This is a genomic window from Pedobacter caeni, assembly GCF_900129215.1.
Lineage (GTDB): Bacteria > Bacteroidota > Bacteroidia > Sphingobacteriales > Sphingobacteriaceae > Pedobacter > Pedobacter caeni.
Genome location: NZ_FQUQ01000006.1, coordinates 135,522 through 159,056, shown reverse-complemented (window position 1 = coordinate 159,056; position 23,535 = coordinate 135,522). Strand labels below are relative to the sequence as shown.

At 41.2% G+C, this 23,535-nt stretch carries 19 protein-coding genes; 15 read left to right on the top strand and 4 right to left on the bottom strand.

Annotated features, from left to right (window positions below; genetic code table 11):
* Positions 1-56 precede the first annotated feature (56 nt).
* On the top strand, positions 57-254 hold the full coding sequence (locus BUC20_RS27765) for a hypothetical protein (RefSeq protein WP_073236121.1): 198 nt from the start codon (positions 57-59) through the stop codon (positions 252-254).
* A 240-nt stretch (positions 255-494) separates the two neighbouring features.
* Positions 495-1,553: a hypothetical protein gene (locus tag BUC20_RS27760; protein ID WP_073236118.1), complete on the top strand. Its 1,059-nt coding sequence runs from the start codon at positions 495-497 to the stop codon at positions 1,551-1,553.
* Between the two features lie 5 nt (positions 1,554-1,558).
* On the opposite strand, the gene BUC20_RS27755 is transcribed toward BUC20_RS27760, so the two are convergent.
* Positions 1,559-2,431 (bottom strand): hypothetical protein, encoded by an 873-nt coding sequence (locus BUC20_RS27755; protein WP_073236688.1) that lies wholly within the window; start codon positions 2,429-2,431, stop codon positions 1,559-1,561.
* 97 nt (positions 2,432-2,528) lie between these two features.
* Here BUC20_RS27755 and BUC20_RS27750 point away from each other — a divergent pair, with 97 nt between their 5' ends.
* The 5 genes from BUC20_RS27750 to BUC20_RS27730 all read left to right on the top strand — a co-directional run bounded on the left by BUC20_RS27750 (position 2,529) and on the right by BUC20_RS27730 (position 8,817).
* Complete coding sequence (locus BUC20_RS27750) at positions 2,529-3,071, top strand: sigma-70 family RNA polymerase sigma factor (protein ID WP_073236115.1); 543 nt, start codon at positions 2,529-2,531, stop codon at positions 3,069-3,071.
* Between the two features lie 46 nt (positions 3,072-3,117).
* Positions 3,118-4,068: a FecR family protein gene (locus tag BUC20_RS27745; protein WP_084529351.1), complete on the top strand. Its 951-nt coding sequence runs from the start codon at positions 3,118-3,120 to the stop codon at positions 4,066-4,068.
* Between the two features lie 133 nt (positions 4,069-4,201).
* Positions 4,202-6,877 (top strand): TonB-dependent receptor, encoded by a 2,676-nt coding sequence (locus BUC20_RS27740; RefSeq protein WP_084529349.1) that lies wholly within the window; start codon positions 4,202-4,204, stop codon positions 6,875-6,877.
* A 180-nt stretch (positions 6,878-7,057) separates the two neighbouring features.
* Positions 7,058-8,014: a hypothetical protein gene (locus BUC20_RS27735; RefSeq protein ID WP_143166945.1), complete on the top strand. Its 957-nt coding sequence runs from the start codon at positions 7,058-7,060 to the stop codon at positions 8,012-8,014.
* A 92-nt stretch (positions 8,015-8,106) separates the two neighbouring features.
* Positions 8,107-8,817, top strand: coding sequence for a peptidase associated/transthyretin-like domain-containing protein (locus BUC20_RS27730; protein WP_159441173.1), 711 nt, complete (start codon positions 8,107-8,109; stop codon positions 8,815-8,817).
* A gap of 149 nt (positions 8,818-8,966) precedes the next feature.
* Here the strand turns inward: BUC20_RS27730 and BUC20_RS27725 are convergent, their stop codons facing one another.
* Positions 8,967-9,569: an FMN-dependent NADH-azoreductase gene (locus BUC20_RS27725; protein ID WP_073236106.1), complete on the bottom strand. Its 603-nt coding sequence runs from the start codon at positions 9,567-9,569 to the stop codon at positions 8,967-8,969.
* Positions 9,570-9,704: 135 nt separating this feature from the next.
* Between BUC20_RS27725 and BUC20_RS27720 the strand changes: the two genes are divergently transcribed.
* The 6 genes from BUC20_RS27720 to BUC20_RS27695 all read left to right on the top strand — a co-directional run bounded on the left by BUC20_RS27720 (position 9,705) and on the right by BUC20_RS27695 (position 18,475).
* Positions 9,705-10,082, top strand: a complete 378-nt coding sequence (locus BUC20_RS27720; RefSeq protein WP_073236104.1) for a winged helix-turn-helix transcriptional regulator — start codon at positions 9,705-9,707, stop codon at positions 10,080-10,082.
* Positions 10,083-10,263: 181 nt separating this feature from the next.
* Positions 10,264-10,839, top strand: a complete 576-nt coding sequence (locus BUC20_RS27715; RefSeq protein WP_073236101.1) for a sigma-70 family RNA polymerase sigma factor — start codon at positions 10,264-10,266, stop codon at positions 10,837-10,839.
* Positions 10,840-10,958: 119 nt separating this feature from the next.
* Positions 10,959-12,077, top strand: coding sequence for a FecR family protein (locus tag BUC20_RS27710; RefSeq protein ID WP_073236098.1), 1,119 nt, complete (start codon positions 10,959-10,961; stop codon positions 12,075-12,077).
* A gap of 284 nt (positions 12,078-12,361) precedes the next feature.
* On the top strand, positions 12,362-15,676 hold the full coding sequence (locus tag BUC20_RS27705) for a TonB-dependent receptor (RefSeq protein ID WP_234994609.1): 3,315 nt from the start codon (positions 12,362-12,364) through the stop codon (positions 15,674-15,676).
* Between the two features lie 5 nt (positions 15,677-15,681).
* Complete coding sequence (locus tag BUC20_RS27700; RefSeq protein WP_073236096.1) at positions 15,682-17,496, top strand: RagB/SusD family nutrient uptake outer membrane protein; 1,815 nt, start codon at positions 15,682-15,684, stop codon at positions 17,494-17,496.
* 40 nt (positions 17,497-17,536) lie between these two features.
* On the top strand, positions 17,537-18,475 hold the full coding sequence (locus tag BUC20_RS27695; RefSeq protein WP_073236093.1) for a hypothetical protein: 939 nt from the start codon (positions 17,537-17,539) through the stop codon (positions 18,473-18,475).
* A 157-nt stretch (positions 18,476-18,632) separates the two neighbouring features.
* Here the strand turns inward: BUC20_RS27695 and BUC20_RS27690 are convergent, their stop codons facing one another.
* Both BUC20_RS27690 and BUC20_RS27685 read right to left on the bottom strand, forming a co-directional pair.
* Positions 18,633-19,484 carry an NYN domain-containing protein gene (locus tag BUC20_RS27690; RefSeq protein ID WP_073236091.1) on the bottom strand — a complete coding sequence of 284 codons (852 nt, stop codon included), beginning with the start codon at positions 19,482-19,484 and terminating at the stop codon, positions 18,633-18,635.
* Between the two features lie 203 nt (positions 19,485-19,687).
* The gene (locus BUC20_RS27685; RefSeq protein ID WP_073236088.1) at positions 19,688-20,467 is read right to left on the bottom strand and encodes a hypothetical protein; all 780 of its coding nucleotides are present in this window, start codon (positions 20,465-20,467) and stop codon (positions 19,688-19,690) included.
* A 338-nt stretch (positions 20,468-20,805) separates the two neighbouring features.
* Here BUC20_RS27685 and BUC20_RS27680 point away from each other — a divergent pair, with 338 nt between their 5' ends.
* Positions 20,806-22,083 (top strand): TlpA family protein disulfide reductase, encoded by a 1,278-nt coding sequence (locus BUC20_RS27680; RefSeq protein WP_073236085.1) that lies wholly within the window; start codon positions 20,806-20,808, stop codon positions 22,081-22,083.
* A gap of 52 nt (positions 22,084-22,135) precedes the next feature.
* Positions 22,136-23,530 (top strand): sensor histidine kinase, encoded by a 1,395-nt coding sequence (locus tag BUC20_RS27675; RefSeq protein ID WP_073236082.1) that lies wholly within the window; start codon positions 22,136-22,138, stop codon positions 23,528-23,530.
* Positions 23,531-23,535 lie beyond the last annotated feature (5 nt).

Here is a 23,535-nt window from a genome sequence, read left to right as displayed (position 1 = left end):
CTTTACGCGTCATTGACGTAAAAAAGTTCTGTTAGCTACATTTTTTTTATTAAATCATGAAATACTTCAAGAAAACACTGAGGCTGTTGAGTCTTGTGTTAATGATTGCTCTGGCACTTGTTGGTGTTGGTCTGGGGGGAGGAGTTCCCATACCTGTCAGCAACAGGAAAGAGAATCTTATAGAAATCCGGGTGGAATTACCGGAAACAAAAGAAAAGGATTCAGAGTCTGAAGACTTTTTTAACAAAGAATAATCAGAAAAGAACGCTTTATTACCAAAAATCCCACTCTGTGTGGGATTTTTGGTATAGGTTAGCGGCAAAGCAAGAGGTTTTCTGTAAATTAATATACCTTTAACTGAATAGTTTTTGTGAATTAATTTATTTTTATAATTTTTGAACTAAAGCATTCTTAACTAGTCGACTAGCACCGTGAAGCCCGGGAAAAGCAGTTTTGAGAGATAAAAGGAATGTATGTAATCAAAAGACAAAAAGATGAACCTTAACAAACTTCACCTGGATAAAGTAAAAATTCCCAAAAACATTCTGAAAGAAATGGAAGACGACACCTGGGAATGCTATGATTATGAGCCATTCCTGATTAGCATCTCCAATCTGCTGTATAAAGGAACAGAAACGCTCAGCTATTCATTGGAATTCTCTCCTGCAGAAGATGAGTTTAGTCAGCTTAACAAAAAAATGGAAACGCATTCTTATGTCGCTGATGGATACGGGTGGGCCAATTACCTGTTGGATCAGCTTAAAAAAGGAAAAGTTCCTTTCAGTCGGGAAATTGAAAACGATGCTGATACGGAAAGCTGTGTTCTGGTGGCATTTAATGAAAGCGATTTTAGACTGTTGCTCCAAAAAACTTCAGATTACCTCAGGGAACTGTTGACAGTTGTAAAGGGCACAGGAAAGGAAATCGAAAAAAACGAAGAAAATACACGGACAGTTACCATCAGGAGATTTTGGGATAACGAGGATGAAGAGGATGGAATCAGTAAGCCGGAAATCATGTTTAAACGCCCTCGTATTGACCACAGAATCAGTGAATACCTATGGCATTTTCTGGAGACAAATCTATTGATACAGAAGAAGATTTTTCAAAAAAACAGCCTGAGAATTACCTTGTTTATTGGACCGTTAACAAAAAGCCAAAAATTCTTCTATGATTCTGTCTATAATACGGAAACGAAAAAGTATCGCCCTGCATTGAAAGGCAGCAAGCTGAAAGAGATTACCATATCTTGTAGTTATAACGGCTTTACAGAAAAGATGGATCCAACAGCATACGCGGATGTCATTTACGATATGTATTGCGCTTTGATCCTGGACAATTTTAAAAAAATAACAAGGGAGGAATGCGAAGAATTAAAAAGTAAGCTTGATCATAAACTCATCAATTCCTACGGATTTCCTGCGGCATTTGATCTTCAAAAATATAGTGGAGATGAAAGCGGGGGATACGGAGGAAGAGCGATTAATGGAGTTCCTGATGAAAAAGCCATCCCATATAATTACCGGGAATCCTATTTAAAACACTACGAATAGTTGTGCTATTTCATTTCCACGATTTCACTGGCAATTTTGCCATCCCAGATATATTTTACCCGCTTTTTACTTTCTTTATAGGTTAGTTTTTGCTGATCAGGGTCTATAACTTCTCCATCAGTGATGTCTTTAATGATTAAAGAGGGGGCAAGACCATGTTCGGAAGGGAACAGCAATTTTTCTTCATGATAAACAACACCTGCATCACTGACATTGGTCTTTCCAGGTAGATTTATAAATTCCTTGCCTGTCCATCCCAGGTAGTGATGGTCAGTAGATACACCGCAGGCTTCACCGAAAAAACCTATTCTGTAAATTGCTTGTAAGCCTGTTAATCCCATATTACTCAAAATCTTCCCTTCGGTGTAGGTTTGTTCTCCTCTTGTGACTAAAATAGAAGTCCGGCCGGCAACCTGAAGAGCAGGATCTAAAATTTTGATTTCACATAGAGAAAGATGTGCTTCATCATTTGACCGGTTAAGGTATTTGTTGAAGCCATACATCCATAATTTTCCTTCCTTATCCTGATTGGTACCAAGAGCCAACAGCCCCAGCCATATAAATCCTGATCGTTTTTGCTTTCCAATGGTATATTCTACTTTGTGCCAGGGTGCATAGAAATCTTTGATTAATGTATTGTTGTAAGCTTCGCTTTTGATGACCACCCTGGTTCCGGCGCTCAAGGAATCTAATATTGCCCCCTTTAAATTGGGTTGTTCACGTAGGTATGCGATATCTGCAAAGACACAGGCAGTATCATTTATCTTTTTATTCCAGAGATTAGATTCTCCGGTAAGGGCATAGGCAGCGGGACGCTCCTGTGCAAAAACACTAACCGAAAAAACGATTAGCAATGCGACAAAAACTTGTTTTAACATAGCGCAAAGAAACAAAAAAAAATATTTAAATATTCCTGATTTATTTGTACTGATTCTAAATAAAGGTATATATTTGAACTGCTTAGCAAGTGTATTCATGGGGAGACAGGTATTAAGCCGTAATATTCAGACAGATCAGGCATTTAAAATGTTGTATCGGCTTCATTGGAGCAGGGTGTATTCCTTATGTATGCGTTTTTGTCAGGATGAGTCTGCTGCTAAGGATATGACTCAGAATATCTTTCTTTCGGTCTGGGACCGTGGACTGGAATTTCCGGATGATAAAAGTGCAGAAGTATTTCTGACTAAAGCAGCAAGATTTCAGGTGATGAATTATTTCCGGGATCAGAAGATTAATATTCCCACTGATGAGGAGACAGGTGCCGGGAACAGGATAGAGACATGGAGATATAACCCTGAAACGATGTTTACACTCCATGAGTTTAAAGCCGAAATTAATTCACAGGTAAATGCACTTGAGGAACCTACCAGGACTATTTTTATGTTGAGCCGTGATCAGGACAAGAGTTATAGGGAAATTTCTGAAGAGCTAGGCATTGCAGTTAAGACGGTAGAAAAACACATGAGCAGGGCACTCCTGAAACTACGTACGGCATTGCAACCAGACTCAGTGGTTTAAGAAAATCAGATTATTTTCTTTTTTGGTGTAGGGTACTGACCTGATCATGTTATCTATAAGTATGGGGAAACTTGATCCGGATTTGTTGAAACGTTATTCCAACGGGTATTGTACTGAGGAGGAAAAGACAGCGGTGGAGTACTGGCTTGAATATGGGGATGAGGAACCTGAGAACCCGGTACCGGAAAATACTGCACTGGAAGAGGAGATCTGGAATGAAATGATCAGGGATGCCAGGCCGGTTGTTCAAAGATATCATTTCCGACATTTTGCCTGGTTAGCTGCTGCAGCCTCAATACTGATTGTGATGGGGTTGTTTTTATTCCATGATTCAGGAGCCTCTGAACAGCCGGAGACCTTAAATACTTTAAATGTGCCGAATGGAAGGCAGGTGACACTTAAGCTGGCAGATCACAGTGTGATTTGTCTTTCCGGTGGAAGCAGTATTCGATATCCCAGATCTTTTGACGGAAGCAGCAGGGAAGTAACTTTACTGGAAGGTGAAGCATTTTTTAACATCAGTCATGATTCAACAAAGCCCTTTCTTGTACATACTTCATCATCCAGTATCCGGGTTCTGGGGACTAAATTCAATGTCGGGAATTCCAGAAATTCTGACCAGGTGTTTGTTACCTTAACCGAGGGCAGTATACGTTTTCAAACGAAGACTGGAAAATCAGCCTTACTTAAGCCGGGGCAACAACTTGTTTTTTTGAAGAAACAGCAGTTGATCCAGGCGGTTACTCCAATAGATACCAGTATGGCAACCAGCTGGACCAAAGGTTTACTGTGGTTTGACCATACTCCGGTATCCGATGTGCTTGAGAAACTTGAACGCCATTATGGAGTAATTTTTTATAATCCTAAAGGACTGAAGCTTGACGCAAAAGTAACCGCTAAATTTCATGAACAACCAATTTCCAGAGTCCTGGGACTGATAGAGAACTTTACAAATCTTCATTTTAGCCAACAAGGCAAACAAATACATATACTTTAAATACTGAATGAACAGAACAAGCAATAAGGGAAGTCCGAAAGGATTTGTCGGCAAAAAACTACCGGTCGTGCGGCAAACACGCCGGTAGCAAAAATTACCATCAATCTTCAATTAATGAATAATAATCAAATTTATGAATTTAAACTTTACTGTTTACCACTTCCCGTTTATAGCGGCCTTTTTTAAATTAAAATGTTATAAATGGATTTTAGTTCTTGCCGGGTGTCTGCTGATTTTCAGCACTTCTGCTCATGCACAGCAAAATCCAAATCAAAGAATAGAGATCACTCCAGGGACATTAACCCTGAGGTCAGTTTTTGATCAATTACAAGATAAAGCAGGCCTAAACTTTATGTATGCGGGTCTGGATAAAGAACTGGAACAGTTGGTTACTCTGAATCCTGCCAGTACCAGCGTCCGGAATATTCTAAATCAACTCTCCGCCAAAACAGGTTTAAGGTTTACTGCTACCGGAAACGATATTGCAGTACGGCCGCAGTTAAAAGGGAGCGTGAGTGGAACCGTGACTACCAAAGACGGAGATCCTGTAAGGTTGGTGACCATCAGTATCCGCGGATTACGCAACACAGGAGCAGATGCCAGTGGAAGTTACAGCTTTAAGAATGTTCCTGCAGGTACCTATACCATGACTGCAAGTTATGTCGGACTGGAAGCACAAAGCCGGAAAATAACGGTTACAGGAGAACCGGTAGTATTGAATTTTGTATTAGATGAAAGTAAACAGGACCTGAAGGAAGTTGTGGTTAACGGAGCTAAAGTGAATAAGTATGGACGGAAGGAAAGTGAATATGTAGCACGGTTGCCCATCGGTAATCTGGAAAATCCACAGGTTTATAGCGTTGTAAGGAAGGAGCTCATCACCATGCAAATGGCCACGACGCTTGATGAGTCCTATAAAAATATCCCGGGTGCTGTGGTGAGCAGGTCGGGGGCTGGTATGCCTGCAGTTACAGCCCGCGGATTTACCACCAGCGACAATATCAGAAATGGGATGGCTACATGGTTGAAAACTAATATTGATCCGGTTACCGTAGAACGTGTGGAATCAATTAAAGGTCCTTCTTCAACCTTATTTGGTTCATCAATGGTATCTTTTGGGGGATTAGTTAACTATGTGATAAAAAGGCCTTATGAAACTTTTGGCGGAGAGATCAGTTATACCCAGGGAAGTTTTGACCTGAGTCGGTTCACTGCTGATGTGAATTTACCGTTAAATTCAGATAAGTCCCTTCTGTTTCGCCTGACAGGTGCCATTCATAAAGAGAACTCTTTTCAGGATCAGGGATTCCAGCATTTGCAGGTCGTTTCACCTAGTCTGATTTACCAGGTAAATGACAGATTGAAATTTACACTGGATGCAGACATGACCAAAGTAAGAGGTACTTCTTCAATTCTTCTGACTGTACCAACTGGCCTGTTTAATGGCAAAAGCTTTAAAGACCTGCCAATAGGTTACCGCCAATCTTTAATTGATAATTCCCTGGCCAGTCAGAATCAGGTGTCGAATAATGTATTTGCGCAAGCGGAATATAAGATCTCTGAAAACTGGAAATCCCAAACCAATTATGCCTATTCCCTGGGAACTTATGACCAGTTTAATCAATTCAATTACTCCTGGCTTAGTGAATCCAGGATTTCCAGAAAGATCAGTCTTTGGATGCCGGATAAATGGGGTCGTAAACAGATACAACAGAATTTTACTGGAGATTTTAAAGCCGGACCAATCCGTAACCGCTTGGTCATAGGCGCAGATTATATGTCACAGTATCGACAGATGCACTACGGGGTTGTGACTGTGGATGAAATTGACCTGAACAAAAATATTCCGAACATTAGCCTGCCACAGGTAAACAACTTGTTTGCCGCTTTGAATCCTCCCACACAGAGCTACAAACAGGATACCTATAGTGTGTATGCTTCTGATCTGATTAACTTTACTGATCAATTGATGGTGTTGCTCAGTTTACGTGCTGATCTTTTTATCAATAAGGGAACCCGGAATACAGCCAATAGTAACGTAATCGGAGATTATAAACAAACAGCTTATTCCCCGAAACTGGGATTGATTTATCAGCCCGTTAAGGACCAGGTTTCCATCTTTGTAAATTACCTTAATGGTTTTAAGAATCTAGCCAATGCATCACAACCGGATGGTACCATCAGTACATTCAGGCCACAACAGGCCAATCAGGTAGAAGCGGGGGTAAAGCTGGATTTATTTGGTAAGAAGTTAAATGCCAACTTAAGTTATTATCACATCGATGTGAAAAATTCTACGCGTTTTGAAAACCGTGGCGGTCAGAATTTTCTGATCCAGGATGGTACACAGCAAAGTAAAGGGATAGATTTTGAGTTGATTGCAAACCCTCTGGAAGGTTTGAACATTGTGGCTGGCTACGGTTATAATGAGAACAAATATACCAATGGTTCCCCATTGGTTCAGGGAAGAAGAGCGATACAAACACCTGCTCATGCAGCGAATATCTGGGTTAACTATTCCATCTCAACAGGTTTATTTAGGGGGCTCGGCATTGGTCTTGGCGGAAACTATGTTTCTTCCTCCTTCTTTGCCAATACATTGGTTGCAGGTACCAGCCCGGAAACCTTTACAGATTATACTTTTATCCTGCCTTCTTATACTTTTATTGATGCATCGGCGTATTATGACCAGAAGAAGTTCCGACTTAGTCTTAAGGCGAATAACATTGGTAATGTGAAGTCCTGGGCAATTGATGGCAGGGCTCAGAAACCTGCCAACTACCTTGCAGGAATCACCTTTAAGTTTTAAATCTATATCTCCATCTGAAGAGTCAAACCGCCTCTTGAATAATGCAGAGGCGGTTTGTGTTTTCAGGAATCTACCAATAAACCAGTAATTATTGTCATAAGAGGTACATTACCTCGTTGGCGGACATCGTATACCTGTCTATTATGGTGCAATTATTGATCATATTTAATAAAAGAATTAATGAATAATATAGTTAGGTTGCTGATGCTGAGTGTTTTTATAAGTTTGCAGTCTTATGCACAGGTTAAACAAGAAAAGACAGCTGAAAAAGATAAAATAGAGAAAGCAAAAGATCGAAAAGGAGGGATGTTGTTTAAACTGGTGTATGAACATCAGGATTGTTCCTATGAAATATTGGTAAATGATGTGCCGGTAATCACTCATTATGGATTGGGAGAAAGGTCGGGTTTAACAAAAGATATCAATCCATATATTTTGCAAGCGGGAAAGCAAGAGGTTACCATCCGCATATTTCCATCAAAAAAAGATGAAACTGTTTTTTCTCCATCGCTTACTGCAAATTCATTCGTTAAAATCGAAATTCTAAAATCAGATGCAGGCATGTCTTTACTTGATATCATGAACGCAAAGGCAAAGGGGCAAGATTATAAATGGGAGGTTCTACGCTATCAAACACCAATTGTAAAAGATAAGCCCTATGCTGAATATAAAACCTCTTTCCAGGTAGACCCGAAAGATATAAATTGGAAAATTACCGGATGGAGTAAAAGTCAACAGCTGAAAAATGATGCTGACATCCGAAAAGAGGTCGATGCATTTTACGAAGATTTCAGAAAGACCCTTGAGGAGGGGGATCAATTAAAATATCTATCGATGCTTAAAACCAGTATCTACGAAGAAGCAACTGCTACACCATGGGACAAAGGTGCTGAGATGAAACTGACCAAAGGCATGGCAGAACGTATGAAAGATAAAAGGAAGTTCATATATCCATGTAAACAGGCAGAACTTAAATTTTATGGGGAAGGAAGAGTTGTAACTTTAGTCTGTGCAGATATGCAGACTTTTGGATATTCACCGCTTATTTCAAAATCGGATAAAAATATGATGCCGCAGGCACATACCTTTTATTTACATAAACCAAGTGGCTCTGGTAAATTATGTATTATAAGATGAGTTCTCGTTTTCCAGTTGATTTCAAAATAGGTTTGGTTCAGGAAAATTCTTATTTTGTAGGTAATTAAATTCTTATGAAGCAGAATTACCTATTGAATATCGAAAACCCATGCCGGAAAGCGCAATGGGCTTCAATGACTAAAACCGATATCGGGAAGTTTTGTTCCCAATGCTCAAAAAATGTGGTTGATTTTGCGACGTTAACAGATGTGGAGATCATCAGGTTTATTGAAAGCTCTTCAGGAACCATTTGTAGCAGATTAACCCCAACTCAGATGAACAGGCTGTTGGTGGTTAAGCCGAAAAAGAACAGTTTTCAGCTTGGTAAAATAATAACAAGCCTTTTAATCCTTGGGGCGACCGAAAGTTCATTTGCTGCCGGTCAACATTTAGAACACACTGCTTTTGTCGTTGTACCTAATGATAAAAAAACTGAGCCCGATGTGTCAGGTGCAAACAAAATTATTGAAAGAGATAGTTTGAAAAAAATAATATCGGGAAAGGTACTTGAGAGAGACAGAATGGTGAAGCTCACTGAAGTTTTTATCAAAGGCACAGATATTTTTACAAAAACAGATACACTGGGGAATTTTAAATTTGAAATACCAAATGATTTTGCTTCTGATACCATTGTTTTAGTGGTAAAACACAATGGATTTGAAGGTGATACCGAAACCATTGTTTATAAAAAAGATTTACCAGTTACAAATCTCCTCATTAATAAGCGAGAAGTGATGCTTGGGGAAACAGTAATAACGAGGAAAAGGAAATGGTGGGAGTTTTGGAAGAAAAAATACTACTGAGCTAAATGATCATCAGTGAATTTCCAAAATGATCATCAGTAAAATAAAGATACTGTTTTAATAAAAAGAGTTGATAATTGTGATTTAAACCTAAACCATAAAAGCCTGAAATCTTATAACTTCAGGCTTTTATGTGGCTTTTAGTGCTTTTAGTCAACGATTATGCTGTCAATTGCTTTCTCCATTGCCTGTTCTTTTACTCCGGGTACTTTTAGCCCTTCGGCACGAAATACGCTGAGATCTGTCATGCCTAAAAAACCAAGGAAAGCTTTCAGATAAGGAGCAACAAAGTCGTTGGCTTTACCCGGACCTTGTGAATAAACACCACCGGAAGACATGGCCACATAGATTTTTTTTCCTGTTACTTTTCCAACCGGACCATTTTCAGCATACCCAAAAGTTATTCCAGCCCTGGTAATATGATCAATCCAGGCCTTTAATACAGTAGGGATAGTGAAGTTGATCAGCGGTGCACCAATCACAATGATATCCGCAGCCATCAGTTGTTTAACCATCTCATCAGAAAAGCGAATGGCTTCTTTTTCTTCTTCAGTCAGCTGATCTCCGGGAATAAAGAAGGTACGAAGGACAGCGGGGCTAAGGTGCGGAATTTCGATGTCGACCAGATTTAATTCTTCCAGTGTACTACCCGGATACTTATTCTGAACTTTTTCTACAATAGCATGTCCCAGCTTAATGCTGTACGAATCTTTACCTTGTATGCTTGATTTTAAATGAAGGATGTGTTTCATAATGGATTGTGTTAATGATTAAGGGATTCTTTCTCTTGAATTATCATAGGCAAAAATAGAGTTACCCCTTGATCAAAAGTCATTACTTACCCAAAGGAAAGCGGTTACGTTGAGGTAAGTGAGTATCTTTGCTTTATGAAAATCATTGTAAATGAGTCTCTTCCAACTAATGAGGAATGCGCAGGCTCGCTCAAAAACGTACTTGACGCGCTGTATGTGATTAATGGAAAATGGAAACTGGCTGTGATCCTTTGTCTGGTTCAATCTTCAAAGCGTTTTAACGAGCTTCAAAATGAAATCACCGGCATATCCTCCAAGGTATTAGCCAAAGAATTAAAAGATCTGGAATTGAATGACTTTATCACACGTAAGGTATATCCGACCAGTCCGGTAAGCATTATTTATGAAGCGACCGAGTATAGTAAGACGCTGAAAAACGTGATCGGCGAACTAAGTGCATGGGGTGAACAGCATAGGGAGAAAATTAAGCAAAGCATGAGAAAACAATCCTGAGTAATTGCCCTGAGCCCATACCTTTTATTTGCACAAACCAAAACGTTCCGCTAAATTACCGACCATAAGATGATGAGGTTCAAAACAATCGATGGGAGATCCTAAATCGTTTTGCGAGGATTGAAAGAGTTCAAAAAAATAATTATTATTGTGTTTGAGTCCATACCAGGTATAGCAGAAAATGATAGAGTACAGTACACTTTCAGACGACGAACTTACAGTTTTATTGAAATTGGGCGACAGGACTGCTTATACAGAGATCTATCACAGATTTAAGTTTGTACTTCACAATCATGCCTGGAATAAGACCCGCAATCGCGAAGAAGCACAGGATACGATTCAGGAAGTTTTTACGATGCTATGGGCAAAACGTGAAACCCTCGGCCTGCAGATTAATCTTGCCGGTTATCTTTATACCAGCGTTCGTAATCATATCCTTAATCAGATTGCCCGCAGCGGTCTGCAAACTAAATACATTACTTCCATTAAAAATTTTCAGAGCAGTAACCTGTCAACAGATTATCTGGCCCGGGAAAATCAATTTAAAAAAATTATTGATGCTGAAGTGGCCGCCCTGCCACCAAGGATGCGGGAAGTATTTGAAATGAGTCGCAAAGAACACCTTACACATAAAGAGATCGCTGAACGTTTAGGCACTTCAGAACAAACGATCAAAAAACAAATGACCAATACCCTAAAGGTATTAAGGGTTAAATTGGGGCTTCTGATCTATCTTCTTTACTTTATTGAACGTTAGTAAAGGTCCTTATTCGTTAAATGTTAAAAAAATGTTGTTTTTTTTATTTTTCGATACCTCTATACCTATGCCCAATTTGTCTTACCATTACAAGATCACAATGTTGATCTTTTTTGAAAATGGAAGAAGAAGAAATAAAAAACATTTTAGAGAGATATAAAGAGGGGAGAGCATCTGAGGAAGAAAGCGCTTTATTAGAAAACTGGTACCTGACTTATCAGGAACCAGGAGACGATGAGCTTGATATTGAAAGCCGTTCCAAAGATCTTGATGCCATCTTAACAAACCTTCAGAAGGGATATCAGAAGAAAACCATTAAATTATGGCCCCTCTTTGCTGCGGCATCTGTTCTCCTGTGTATTGCTGTTGGGCTTTATTTCTACAGACCATCCGGCCAGCCCCTTTCTATGGAGGAGGTGGTGATCAACAATGGGATTAAACCTGGTAGTAATAAAGCCTACCTGACTTTACATGATGGAAGGCGCATCTCGCTTACTGATGCGAGTAATGGTGAAGTCGCAAAGCAGTCAGGCATCAGCATTACAAAAAACGAGGAAGGGGAGCTCATTTATACGGTGATTCAGTCTGATGCCCCCGGCCCACCTATCTATAATACATTTGAAACACCTAAAGGCGGACAATACCGCGTGTGTTTACCTGATGGCACTAAAGTATGGATGAATGCTGCATCAACTTTAAAATACCCCGCTAGTTTTGCCACTTTTAGAGAACGCAGGGTGAGTTTGGATGGTGAGGCTTATTTTGAAGTATCCAAAGATAAAGGGAAACCTTTCCTGGTAACTACGCGAAAACAGACCATTAAGGTGCTTGGTACTCATTTCAATATCAATGCTTATGCTGATGAGCCAGATACGAAGACGACCTTGCTGGAGGGAAGCATTGAGCTTAGCAATGATAAAGACCTGAAAGTCTTGAAGCCCGGCGAGCAGGGGGAAACAAATGGATCCGGGATATCGGTCTCTACGGCGGATACTGATCAGGCTTTAGCCTGGAAGAATGGTGATTTTGTGTTTGAAGGCGCTTCTCTGAGAACCATCATGCGACAAATCAGCAGATGGTATGATGTAGCAGTCAGCTATGAAGGGCAAATCGCTGATCTCAAGTTCGGAGGTTCGATTTCCAGGACAAAAAATATCAATGTGGTGCTCCGGAACCTGGAATCAACCAAGGGTGTTCATTTTAAAATTGAAGGAAGGAGGATATTAGTTATGCCATAAATCTTTAGCTGCGATGGGTAACTAAAAAAAGAGATAGGAGCGTTAGAGCGCCCCTACTCCGGATTTAGGGTCCTGCATAATTCCAATATTGAGTCAACACAATAATCTTATTAAACGAACCCAAACAAATGTATAAATTTTACACCAGAAAAGTGTATGACGTAACCTGTCATGCCCAAAATCAGCCATTTGCAAAAAGCTGGTTTAGCATTCTCAAGCAACCTAACCAAATCAAATGGCTTATGAGGATAAACCTTACTATTATCTTATTAATATCTGTCTTTATGCAGTATTCAAATGCTGCAAATGGGCAAAATGTTTCTTTGAGCAGAAAAAGCATTTCTATGACTGATGTTTTCAAAGAAATCAAAAGACAAACAGGCTACGATTTTGTATATAGATATGACGTCATTCAAAAAGCAAAAGCCATCACGTTAAATGTAAAAAATGAATCTTTGCTGAAGGTACTGGACAAATGCTTTGATGGTCAGCCGCTGACTTATTACATCGACGAAAAGACCATTGTGGTGGTCGAAAAGGAGGTGCAGGCAAGATTTTCCGGTACACGTCCCCTTGATATTCTCATTCGTGGTGTCATTAAGGATGAAGCGGGTTTACCTCTTCCCGGTGCAGGTATACGTGTTAAAGGTAGTTCTGTAGCAGGTTCTGCTGAGGTAGACGGAACTTTCAGTATCCGGGTTCCCGATGAGAAAGCCATACTTGTCATCACCTATATTGGCTACGAGAGTCAGGAAGTGACCGTTGGTACAAAAACTACCCTGAGTATTCAATTGAAGCCATCTGGAAATGCGTTAGACCAGGTAGAAATTGCTGTTGTTGCTTTTGGTACACAGAAGAAAGAGAGCCTCGTGGGGGCCCAATCCTCTGTAAAAGCTTCAGACCTGAAACAGCCTGTGGCTAACATCAGCTCCATGCTGGCCGGCCGGCTACCTGGTTTGATCGCTGTAAACAGGAATGGCGAACCAGGTTCAGATCAGGCCGACATCTGGATTCGTGGCATCACAAATATTGGAGGAGACCGCAATCCTCTGATCGTGGTTGATGGTGTTCCTAATCGTCCCATTAATGGCCTGAGTCCTTATGATATTGAGTCTTTTACGATTCTTAAGGATGCTGCTGCCACAGCGGTATATGGTATCCGTGGCGCCAATGGAGTCATCCTGGTCGTTACGAAACAAGGCAAAACGGGTAAACCGACCATAGGTGTAGATTATTTTCAGGGTTTAACGAGTTTTACGAAGCAACCTAAACTGATCGACGGTGTTGATTATATGAACCTGGCTAATGAAGCGGGTTTGACGGAGTTCATCAGAACCGCAAATACAGGGACTTATACGCCAAGATATAGTGCTGCAACGATACAGAAAACCGCTTCGGGAGAAGATCCGATCCTCTATCCTAATGTGGACTGGCTGGACGCTATTTTCAGAAGATTTGGACAAAACCGTACCGTGACTACTAACCTGTCAGGAGGGGTGACCAATGCGCGCTATTATGTTTCGCTGGGTTACTACGATGAAACAGGGCTCTTCAAAACGGATAAAAGCCAATCTTATAACTCCAGTCAGAAATACTCCAGGTATACGGTGAGTACGAACCTGGACTGGGATATTACCTCCAGCACGAAAGTGAACCTTGGCATCAGAGGGGTATTAGGACAAGGGAATAATCCCGGGGTCGACAATGCCCAGGGTGTCTTTAACCAGGCTTTCCAGATCAACCCGACTTCATTCCCGGTCATGTACCCGAATGGATATATTCCCGGAATCAGCGCACAGTCGGATCAGAGAAACCCTTATGCTGACATTACCAGAAGAGGATACCGTACCTTTTATAACAATTCCTTATTCTCCAATTTACGTTTGACACAGGACCTGAAGGTGGTCACACCCGGACTCTCCCTGACAGGAATGTTCTCATTTGATGTGGCCAACAGCAATACTGTAAACAGGAACAAACGGGAAAGTACCTATTATATCAACCCGAATGATCCCTACAATGCGGATGGTTCTTATAAATATGGACAGACCTTGCAGGGACAGAATTTTCTGGGTTATGCCTTCACTAACGGAGGTGATAAAAAATTATACGCTGAACTGGCCTTAAATTATAAACGGGATTTTGGTAAGCATTCGGTATCAGGGATGGTCCTGTATAACCAGAATGATAACCTTACACCCTTTGCAGGCAACTTTACCTTGTCTATTCCCTATCGTATGATGGGGGTTGCCGGCCGGGCAAGCTATGCTTACAACGATCGCTACTTTGTGGAGGTCAACCTGGGATACAATGGTTCTGAAAACTTTGCTCCGGATAAACGTTTCGGATTGTTTCCTGCTTTTGGTGTAGGATGGATCTTGTCGAATGAGAAATTCTTCGAAAATCTGAAAAATACATTTCAATTGGTTAAATTCAGGTATTCTGATGGTATTGTAGGTTCCGGGGGTAGTTCTTCCGGCTATGCAGGATCTGAGGGCGAGCGCTTTTACTATCTGACTAAGGTTGGCGATGCCAACGGGTATTCCTTTGGGTTAAGCAGGACGGGAATCAATGGCCTGAACGTAACCGCTTATGGCGTAGACGTGACCTGGTCTGAAACACGCAAGCAGGATTTGGGTTTTGAACTGAAAACCTTTAACAATAAACTTTCCCTGATCGTTGATTTATTTAAGGAACACAGAACAGGAATTTTCCTGGGGAGAGGGAGTGTTCCAAATTATATCGGTTTGGTATCCAACCCTTCGGGTAACCTTGGGGAAACCAAAAACAAGGGGGTCGACGGATCATTGGAGTACAATGCAAGGTTCGGTAAGGACTTTGATGTCACCTTCAGAGCTAACTACACTTACAACAAAGATGTGCTGATTGAGAATGATCAGGCACCCACTAAATATGCTTACCAGGAGCTAAGGGGAAGTAATATCCTTGCCCGTTCAGGCTATATTGCCGAAAAATTATTTGAGAGTCAGGCAGAGATCAATGCCAGTGCTAAACAATTCGGTACGCTGCTTCCGGGCGACATCAAATACAAAGACCTCAACAACGATGGCATCATCGATGCCTTTGACCGTACGATCATCGGTCGGGGTGATGTGCCTTCTGCCATGTATGGCTTTGGATTTTCTGCCCGGTATAAAGGTTTTGACTTTGGAGCTTTTTTTCAGGGCCAGCACAATGCAGACATCGCACTTAGTGGTGATGCTTTACAGCCATTCACTGCCTCCGGAGGGCTAGGGAATTTACACTCCATTGCTACGGATCGCTGGACGGTAGAGAACCCACGCCAGGATGCTTTTTATCCGCGCCTTTCGTATGGTGTAAATAACAACAACTTCCAGACGAGTACCTGGTGGCAACGCGACATCAGTTTCCTGCGCTTGAAAAATCTTGATTTTGGTTATACGTTAAAAAATGGAGTCAGGGCAATAGGCGTCAATAAGCTGAGAATTTATTTTACCGGTTATAATGTGTTTACCATCAGTGATTTCAAAATATGGGACCCCGAACTGGCTTCCAACAATGGGACAAAGTATCCCCTGGTATCTACTTATTCACTCGGTTTAACTGCTAATTTTTAATCAATATGAAGAAGATATATATGTACATCCTGGCTGCCTTATTCATCTCAGGTAATTATGGATGCAAAAAGTTTTTGAACCAGGTACCAGATGACAGGCTGACTTTTGATGAATCTTTTGCCACCAAATCCACAGTAGACAGGCTGCTGGCGAACGTGTATTCTACATTGCCGGATGAAATGCAACAGCGTTTCCCTGCAAACGGATATACTGCCGGGCCATGGACAGGCGCTTCTGATGAAGCCGATTATACTTTGCCCAGTAGTTTTTCCAACAACCTGAACAGTGGTAACTGGGATGCGACAACAGGTCAGGTAAATACCATCTGGCAATTGTACTACAGGGGAATCCAGGCTTCCAGTAATTTCATTGCCAACGTCGATAAATGTACTGATTGTAATGTTAGCGGAACAGATTATATCAACCGTTACAAGAATGAGGCAAGAGCACTCAGGGCTATTTATTATTACTACCTGCTTCGTCAATATGGCCCGGTAGTGCTCCTGGGCAATAACCCAATCCCTGCAGATGCACCAATCGAAAGCATTAGTATTCCAAGAAGTTCATTTGATGAATGTGTCGACTATATTGTCGCTGAACTTGATGCTGCCGCAGAAGGTCTTCCTGCATTACCTACTGCCAACGAAGATTATGGCCGGATCAACAAAGCGGTAGTACATGCCTATAAGGTTCAGGTATTACTGACAGCAGCAAGTCCCTTATTCAATGGAAACACCGATTACGCCACCCTGGTTAACAAAGACGGTAAACAACTGATCAGTCAGACTTATAGCGCAGCCAAATGGTCACGTGCTGCATCAGCTGCAAAGTCTTTTATCAGCACCTATCCAAACTTTAGCCTGTTCAAAAAGGTACATCCTACAGCTCCTTCTGTCTTTAATAATGCTTTTGTAGCCTGCAGGGATGTGATGCTGACAGACTGGAATACGGAGGTCATCCTGGCGAAACCAAATGGAGATGTCACCAACTTACAATACAACATGACACCAAACCATAGTAATGGATCAGGAAGTGATAAAGGAGGCTCATTTCTTTCTGCTTCTCATCAATTGACCGAGGCCTATTTTATGGCGAATGGAAAACCTACCGACGACAATTCCTCAGGATACACCCGAACTGGCTTTACCAACTTCCAGGCACCAGACGACAATGCCCAAAGGTCGGTGCACAACATGTATGTTAACCGGGAGCCCCGCTTCTATGTGGGCATCACTTATACCAATCGTAAGTGGATCAATCCGAACACTACATTGGTCACTAACTTTGAATTCAACGGGAATGCTGGTCGCGGGGGAATTAGTAATAACGATTACTCTTCTACAGGTTATACACAGCGGAAAAACCGTGGTTTGAGTGGGGATGGGGGAAGAACATCCGTCATGATCCGTCTTGCAGAGATTTACCTGGACTATGCAGAAGCTGCCTACGAAGCGAACCCTGCCGATCCGGATGTCCTGACCTATCTGAACCTGATCAGGGACCGTGCAGGAATTCCTCAATATGGCTCAGCCGCAGGTATGCTTCCGGTGCCAGCCGATCTGCGTGATGCCATCAGAAGAGAAAGAAGGGTAGAACTGGCCTTCGAATCGCATCGCTATTTCGACACCAGGCGCTGGAAAATTGCAGAAACTACCGACCGATCCATCCTCGGACTGGATATCGGCAGAAATGCAGCGACCGGATTTTATAACATCGTGCAGCAGGAATCGAGGGTATTTGAAAAGAAACATTACCTGTGGCCAATTCCCAACGGAGAGGTACAGAAAGTGCCGTTGGTGATTCAGAATACTGGCTGGTAATTAAACAACTGATAACAATTAAATTAATCATCAATTTACAATGAACAAATCAATTCTCTTACTGGCTTTGTTATCCTTAACATTGAGCCTGATGCAGTGTTCAAGAAAAAGTGTCGGTCCTTCGACTGTTCCGACCGTAGTTGAAGTCGCTGATCCGGCAGGTGCACCTCCCAAAACATGGAAGGAACACTGGTTTGATCATACTCAACTCCTTACCAGAGTGTTTTATGATGATGACCTGGCCGTTTATTATGATGGAGATGTAGACAAATCCATTACCTGGCCTTTTAAATATATCGGGGATGTGTGGCGATACACCAGGAAAATTTATGGTGGCCATGGTTCGGATCCAAGGTTGTATGCGGTATTTCATACCAATAAATATAGTGGCGGACACCCGGATTATTATTTTAGCGCAGGACATGACTTCAGGAATGTAATTGACTGCGGACCAGGACCCTGGTTAACACAGGCGGGCAATATAGATGTTCCTACTCATGAGGTATTTCATATCGTCGAATCAGCTACTTTTAATACCAAAGGTTCAGCAGGATTTGGTGCTTATCCAAACGGTATCTGGGGCGATAGCAAGTTTTCTGAGATCTATCAATATGATGTTTATCTTGGCTTAGGGATGCCAGCAGAAGCCCAGAGATGGTATGATAAGGTATTGAACGGAAAAGAAAATTTTCCTGCTCCAAATAGTTATTGGTTTAAGGACTGGTTGTTTCCCTGGTATAACAATTATGGAAAGACAAGGGTAATTGTAGATTTCTTTAAACTGCTGGCAGAGAATTTTCCTAAGGACGCAAATCATAAATATACGAGAAAGATGAATTGGGGTGAATACATTCACTTTTCCAGCGGTGCTGCGCGGGCCGATTTAAAGGCAATGGCTACCACTGCTTTTGGCTGGAAAACCCAATGGGAAAATGAACTCCTAAAAGCACGTCTGGATTTCCCTGATGTCACTTATTAATCACTTTGAAATTCAGGAAATTTTGGATGCCTGATCCCGTCAGGCCCTGAAACGGGTGGATTATTTTTGATGCAAATTTTATAAAAAGCTCAGGCATTTTTCAAGAATGTCTGAGCTTTCTTATGGTTGGTTTTAATCAATAATATATATCAGGATTTTAAGTCTTGGTTTTTTCCTGTGGTGTTTTAGGTTTGGTCAATTTTCTTTTGTTGCGGGGCTTTTGTATTGTAGTGACAGGTGCCGGTTGAGTGATTTTTCTGATATAGATGTGTTTAACATTAGCTTTACCACTTTCTCTTTCATCCACTTCAAAGCGGTTGGTACTTTTTATCAAAGGCAGCAATTTGGAGAACCCATAATTTCTGGAGTCAAAGTCTGGTTTTTTCTTCATCATCAGACTGCCCAGATCTCCCAGGTAGGCCCATCCTTCTTCATCTGCCAGGTCGGTAATGCTATCTGTAAAAAGCCTGATGATTCCCGGATCAACTTTGTTCAAGGGCTGCATTTCCGGAGATTTAGAGCTGGTCGTGGCTTGTGATATGTTATTGTCTTCTGAAGGTTGTAGCTTAGGTTTCAGGATCTCAATGTAGATGAATTTATCACAGGCAGTAATAAAAGGCGTAAGTGTTTTCTTTTCACCAATCCCAATAACTTTCATGCCTGCCTCCCGAAGCCTCGTGGCCAATCGGGTAAAGTCACTGTCGCTCGAGACAATACAGAAGCCGTCCACTTTTCCTGTATAAAGGATATCCATTGCGTCAATAATAAGCGCACTGTCGCTCGCGTTTTTACCACTGGAGTAGCTGTACTGCTGAATGGGAGTAATGGCATTTTCCAGCAGTACTTTTTTCCATCCGGAAACTGTTGGTTTAGTCCAGTCGGCATAGATTCTTTTGAAAGTAGGTGTACCATACTTGGCAATTTCCTCGAACATCTCTTTTACATTGGCATAGGGGACATTATCTGCGTCTATCAGTACAGCTAGTTTCAGGTCTCTTTCGTTTTTCATAAGCCTTGGTATGGGATTTTAGTTAAAGATAGGTAAACCTGTATCATTTTTAATTGGAAATACGTTTGAGAAATCTCCGGATTTTTGTGGGGGAGGTAGGATTCAGTGCTGAATTTCAAAGCGGGCATCTGTTACTCTAAATAATAGAAAAGCCTGGAATTGTAAGATTCCAGGCTTTGATGTAAGTTAATTTATTTGGTTACTTATTTTTTAAAATAGTTACCCACTTTTGATACTTTTTCTACCCAGGCGCCTGAACTGGACTGTAAAACGTATTCACTCAGTCCTACCTCTTTTGCTTTGGGTGCCCAATCATAGGTATAACCCAAACGCGTCCAGGGGTAATGGTAATCTGCTGTAGTTGATAATGTCCGGTAATAGGCGAAAAGAATATAATTATTATACCATGAGCTGAAACTTTCAGGACTATTACTGCTTAGTATCGGACTAGCTGTTTTAGTTGTGATCACCCGGCTGCCGGCCGGTCTGTACAAATTTTCCGGGTTTACCCAAATCTCGGCGATGTGTGTATTGCTTCGTTCATTAGCAGGGGGGAGGCCCAACAACTGGCAAATGCGCATTGTTGTATCACTGGCTGCAGTGAAAGAAGAACCTATACGTGCTTTCATTTGTTGTGGGATGAATAGCCAGGATTCGCCCCATGAAGTGGTAATTGAATCGCCAACCGGATAGCTGGATGGATAACGCATAAAGCTAGCCATCAAAACATGTGGTTTACCTTTGATGGTTTTCCATTGCAAAGCCGTGTTTTCAGGAGTTAATGCCCATAGGGTGTCAACTATTTCTGAGTTATCAGCAACCATTGCATCCAGTATGGCGCTTTGGTACAAGTCGCTCATAGAACGTACGGGAGGTTCTGGTTCTGATGGAGTAATCTTGTCTTTTTTACAGCCAAGTAACATACCAAGCATAAGTAAAGTACCTAATAAAAAAGGAGAGTAGTTAATTGTTTTTTCTTGCATTGGATTTTTGATGTTTAGGGATTGAAAATTTGAAGGTAATCTAAAAATATGTTTATCGTATAAGCGCTTAGTTTTGCGCTCTAACTATGGATTGTTAACGATCAACGAAAAAAGCGGCTTGTTTTAGTATATACGTTGAAATTAGCCATCCTTGCACAATGGAAGTCGTACCCATTCATCTTGTTCATTTTTGTATAAAACAGTTTGCTTCGCATTCAAAAATCTTAGTCTAAAAAAATGGCTTAGTTCTGGTTACCCCCGTTACAGAATTCACAGTCAGAAGGTCTGTTCTCACAGTGTGTCTTTCTTTTGCATATGTCCGGGCTTAATTTTGGACTATGCAAAAAAAGAAAACAATCATTACTTTATCAATAATTATGCTTTTTAGCCTCTCATGGTATGCAAAAGCGCAAACTAAACAAACCATGCAAAGCCGGATTCAATCCATGGCTAAAGAAACGAACCCAGAAAAAAATGTGGTTTCGCTGCACAGTATTATCAGGGATTTCAAGCTTGATACGGTCAACAACGCAGAGGATATTGACGTTCTAAAAGGACAGGTGGCGATTTCCTTTCTTAAAGCCGGTGCTTTTCTGAAATTTGAAGTCTACCTCGGTTTAATGAGCAACAAGTTTAATCAGACTTCTTATTTGAACCTTGCAGTGGGTGAGTTGCTTGAGGGGAAAATCAACCTGGATTACGCAAAGGTTCTGGCACAAAGGACCGTCGAATTGTATGATTCTTATAAGGATGACCCTTCAGCCAGGCCAGGAAGTTTTCCTCTGGAAGATTGGACCCGGTTTATGCGAATGGCGGCATATCCGTATTATGAGACCTATGCAGAAATCCTTCATGCAAATGGCGAGGACAAAACCGCATTATTCTTCGAAGAGAAAGCATTAAAAGGCATTGATCTGGAAGATGCTATGCCCTCATCAGTGTCACTTTATACCGCTCTTTTAGCATCGCAGGGACAAGAGGATAAAGCGTATGAGATCTTGCTGAAAATGGCCAGTGTTGGGAAATCAAGCTTAAATATGAGTCTTCAACTCCGAAAACTATGTGTGAAGAAAATGGGTAGCGATAGGACTTCTGTCTTTTTGGATTCTATTCAAAGAAATATCAATAACACGTACAAGGTTGAGCTTGCTAAGAAAATGATGGTTAATCTGGAAGCCCCGGATTTCAGCCTGTCGGACCTGAGTGGAAAGTATGTGACACTTGCTGGTTTGAAAGGGAAGGTTGTAGTACTTGACTTCTGGGCCACATGGTGTCAGCCCTGCATTGCTTCAATGCCGGCGATGGAAAAAATAAGTAAAGCGCATCCCGAAGTCGTTTTCTTGTTTGTAGCCACTGGGGAGAATGGAAAAGATGCAGTGAAACGCATAGCTTCCTACGTTAAAAAGACTAAGTTTCCCGTTCATGTGTTGATGGATATCCCTCTAAAGGGAAACCAGAAGCTATTCCAGGTGGCATGCGCCTATAAAGTAGATGGGATCCCCACTAAAATAGTCATCGATAAAAAGGGCAAACTCAGGTTTTCAACAAAGGGATATTCATCAGATGCTGAGCTGATCAATGAACTGGAAGCGATGATCGCTATAGCCAGTGAGTAATAGGTGGCCAAATGGGATATATAAGATTATATTAGCAGTTTAAGAGAGGGATATGAATTTAGTTGCCTTTATTTTATTTTTTGTTGCCTGTGTTCAAAATGTTTATGGGCAGCAGGTTCAGACAGGAAAATCATACTTACGTTTTGAAGCTGCAGAATTGCCTGGCAGTGAGATTAGGGAAATTGGACAGGGAAAGCAGATTAAGGTTTATACCTCAGGTGGTTTTATTCGCGTTCATACCACTGCAGCATTCGATGAATTATCTCACAGGCTTTCAGAAAAGGGGCTGACAAAAGAAACTAAAATCAGGGAGGGAGGTTTCGAGGCTTATGTATCTCCCAATAAGGAGTTTTCTATTGATGTATTGGACAGAAAGACAGATACCATCCTGCGCAGCTATGTCATCAAAAGACCGAACTTAATTCCTGAAATCAAGTTTTATCATCAGGCAAAAAATAGCGAAGGTCCTTTCTATATTTCATCTTCCGGAGATGATACTGATGAGTTCAGCACATCAGCGGGAGAAATAAAATTAGGCATTTCCGAAAGAACTGATTTTAAGAATATGGAAGTGGAATATGCTTTGGTAAACTTAAAGACAAGAAGATCTCAGCGCGGACTGAGCAAAACCGACTTACCTTCTTTAAAGCTAATCGCAAACACAGATTATGAATTAAGGGTTAACTATGTGGTTCAAAAGGAAAGTCAACACAGGATCTACATCCATGTCAAACCTTATTTGTATCAATCCACGATCACCTATATGATATTGCTAGCCATAGTTGTAGCCCTTGGTTTTCTTGTGGTCACAAGAGGTTTAAGGAAAAAGATCAAATCCTCAGAAAAGGAACAGCAAAAAATGGAAGAGGCGGCGATCAGATTACAATCACTGCTAAATCCGCATTTTACGTTTAATGCACTCAGTTCCATTCAGGGCCTGATGAATACCGGGCGGATTGAGGAAGCCAATGAATATTTGCAGGAATTCAGTTCTTTATTAAGAAAAACACTGGCTAAAAGCCGGCAGGTTTTTAACAGTCTTGATCAGGAGCTGGAAATGATGCGCATGTATATACACCTGGAAGCTTTGCGCTTTAATTTTTCCTGGGATATTGAGCTCTCCGAAACGCTCCATACCTCCGATATAGAAATACCTACTTTGCTTTTACAACCCCTGATTGAGAACGCGATTAAACATGGACTCTCAGGTCTTGGCGACAAAGGGCGCTTGCTAATCATTTGCAGGGAAGGAGAGAAAAAGAATACTTTTGTAATTGTAGTAAAGGACAACGGAACCTGGCTGGAAAAAATACCGGATTCAGGCTATGGCCTTTCTTTAACTGCAGAAAGAATCCTGACCATTAACAAGCTGAAAGAAGAACAGGCAATTGTGCTTGATTTCAATAAACAATCGGGCACCGAAGCTATTTTAACATTTCACAATTGAATCAA

What these genes read in the sequence shown, in the direction of transcription:
- BUC20_RS27765 (WP_073236121.1), top strand. Translation starts at nt 57, where the DNA reads ATGAAATACTTCAAGAAAACACTGAGGCTGTTGAGTCTTGTGTTAATG.
- BUC20_RS27760 (WP_073236118.1), top strand. Translation starts at nt 495, where the DNA reads ATGAACCTTAACAAACTTCACCTGGATAAAGTAAAAATTCCCAAAAAC.
- BUC20_RS27755 (WP_073236688.1), bottom strand. Translation starts at nt 2,431, where the DNA reads ATGTTAAAACAAGTTTTTGTCGCATTGCTAATCGTTTTTTCGGTTAGT.
- BUC20_RS27750 (WP_073236115.1), top strand. Translation starts at nt 2,529, where the DNA reads ATGGGGAGACAGGTATTAAGCCGTAATATTCAGACAGATCAGGCATTT.
- BUC20_RS27745 (WP_084529351.1), top strand. Translation starts at nt 3,118, where the DNA reads ATGTTATCTATAAGTATGGGGAAACTTGATCCGGATTTGTTGAAACGT.
- BUC20_RS27740 (WP_084529349.1), top strand. Translation starts at nt 4,202, where the DNA reads ATGAATTTAAACTTTACTGTTTACCACTTCCCGTTTATAGCGGCCTTT.
- BUC20_RS27735 (WP_143166945.1), top strand. Translation starts at nt 7,058, where the DNA reads ATGAATAATATAGTTAGGTTGCTGATGCTGAGTGTTTTTATAAGTTTG.
- BUC20_RS27725 (WP_073236106.1), bottom strand. Translation starts at nt 9,569, where the DNA reads ATGAAACACATCCTTCATTTAAAATCAAGCATACAAGGTAAAGATTCG.
- BUC20_RS27720 (WP_073236104.1), top strand. Translation starts at nt 9,705, where the DNA reads ATGAAAATCATTGTAAATGAGTCTCTTCCAACTAATGAGGAATGCGCA.
- BUC20_RS27715 (WP_073236101.1), top strand. Translation starts at nt 10,264, where the DNA reads ATGATAGAGTACAGTACACTTTCAGACGACGAACTTACAGTTTTATTG.
- BUC20_RS27710 (WP_073236098.1), top strand. Translation starts at nt 10,959, where the DNA reads ATGGAAGAAGAAGAAATAAAAAACATTTTAGAGAGATATAAAGAGGGG.
- BUC20_RS27705 (WP_234994609.1), top strand. Translation starts at nt 12,362, where the DNA reads ATGCAGTATTCAAATGCTGCAAATGGGCAAAATGTTTCTTTGAGCAGA.
- BUC20_RS27700 (WP_073236096.1), top strand. Translation starts at nt 15,682, where the DNA reads ATGAAGAAGATATATATGTACATCCTGGCTGCCTTATTCATCTCAGGT.
- BUC20_RS27695 (WP_073236093.1), top strand. Translation starts at nt 17,537, where the DNA reads ATGAACAAATCAATTCTCTTACTGGCTTTGTTATCCTTAACATTGAGC.
- BUC20_RS27690 (WP_073236091.1), bottom strand. Translation starts at nt 19,484, where the DNA reads ATGAAAAACGAAAGAGACCTGAAACTAGCTGTACTGATAGACGCAGAT.
- BUC20_RS27685 (WP_073236088.1), bottom strand. Translation starts at nt 20,467, where the DNA reads ATGCAAGAAAAAACAATTAACTACTCTCCTTTTTTATTAGGTACTTTA.
- BUC20_RS27680 (WP_073236085.1), top strand. Translation starts at nt 20,806, where the DNA reads ATGCAAAAAAAGAAAACAATCATTACTTTATCAATAATTATGCTTTTT.
- BUC20_RS27675 (WP_073236082.1), top strand. Translation starts at nt 22,136, where the DNA reads ATGAATTTAGTTGCCTTTATTTTATTTTTTGTTGCCTGTGTTCAAAAT.